At 70.3% G+C, this 1,211-nt stretch carries 2 protein-coding genes; one reads left to right on the top strand and one right to left on the bottom strand.

The genetic code is table 11. The annotated features are described in order from the left end of the window. Positions 1 to 971 (top strand): aldehyde dehydrogenase family protein (locus BST14_RS28080; protein WP_245845834.1); only part of this gene is annotated, 971 nt, incomplete at its 5' end. A 21-nt stretch (positions 972 to 992) separates the two neighbouring features. Here the strand turns inward: BST14_RS28080 and BST14_RS28085 are convergent. Further along, positions 993 to 1,211, bottom strand: a 219-nt coding sequence (locus BST14_RS28085) for a cutinase family protein (RefSeq protein ID WP_142279676.1), incomplete at its 5' end; no start/stop codon positions are given.

A 1,211-nucleotide genomic window follows, 5' to 3' on the forward strand; every position in this document is an offset into this window, starting at 1 on the left:
CTCGGGCGGGCGGTGCGTTGTGGGTGCGGCGCGGGGAGGTGTTCGCGGTGCACGCGGCTGGGAACGGTCCCGGCGTCCACGGGCTTTGGCCGCAGGCGCTCGCGCTGGGCTACCGGGTCGCGGTGCGCCCCTCACGTCGCGAGCCGCTGACTGCTCATCGGCTGGTGTGCGCGCTGCGGCGGGCCGGGTTTCGCGCCGAGGACGCCGTCTATCTGCCCACCGATCATGCCGGTGCCGACGAGATCATTCGGGCGGCCGACCTGGCGATGGTGTACGGGGGCCAGGAGGTGGTCGACAAGTACGCCGACGATCCGGCGGTGATCGTCAACGGCCCGGGGCGCAGCAAGATCGTGATCACCGCCGACCGCGACTGGCGGGACTATCTCGACGTCATCGTCGACTCGATCGCCAACCACGGCGGCATGGCGTGCGTCAACACCACCGCGGTGCTCTACGAGGGCGATCCCGCCGCCTTGGCCCGTGCGATCGCCGCACGGTTGGCGGCCATCGAACCGCTGCCCACCGACGACGAGCGAGCGACCCTGCCCACCCAGCCCGTCGAGAAGGCCCGCGCGCTCGCGAACCTCCTGGCGGCCGAGGCCGTCGGGTCGACCCCGCTGCTCGGCGCCGACCGGGTGGTCGCCGAACTCGGCGACGGCTACGCCGCGCTGCGCCCGGCGCTGCATCTGATGGCCGAACCCGATACGGACCAACTCAACCTGGAGCTGCCGTTCCCGTGTGTGTGGGTGTCCGGCTGGTCACGCCACGACGGGGTGCAGCCATTGCGGCATTCGCTGGTGGTCACCGCGATCACCGGCGACGAGGCGCTGATCGACGATCTGGTCGCCGAGCCCACCGTCGGCAACGTCTACTGCGGTCACCACCCGACGTGGTGGCACGCGCCGCACGTCCCGCACGACGGATTCCTGGCCGATGCCCTGATGCGCAACAAGGGATTCATCAGGGATTAGCCGAAAGTCCCGGTCGGGCGGTTACTCTCCGAAATTGCCGCGCGGCGCGGCGACCGCCGTCGCGCCCGGCCCGTCCAGGTTCAGGTGGCTGGAGGCGAACGCGACTCCCTTGTCGATCATCGCGCCGTCGTCGGCGTAGGTGTCGTGCGCGGCGAAATTCATCCCGTCGGAGCAGACGGGGTCTTCGGTGGCGCACACCTTGATGGTCTTGTCTTGGTAGAGCGGGCCGATTTCCACCGG

Source organism: Mycobacterium arosiense ATCC BAA-1401 = DSM 45069, assembly GCF_002086125.1.
GTDB classification, from domain to species: Bacteria; Actinomycetota; Actinomycetes; order Mycobacteriales; family Mycobacteriaceae; genus Mycobacterium; species Mycobacterium arosiense.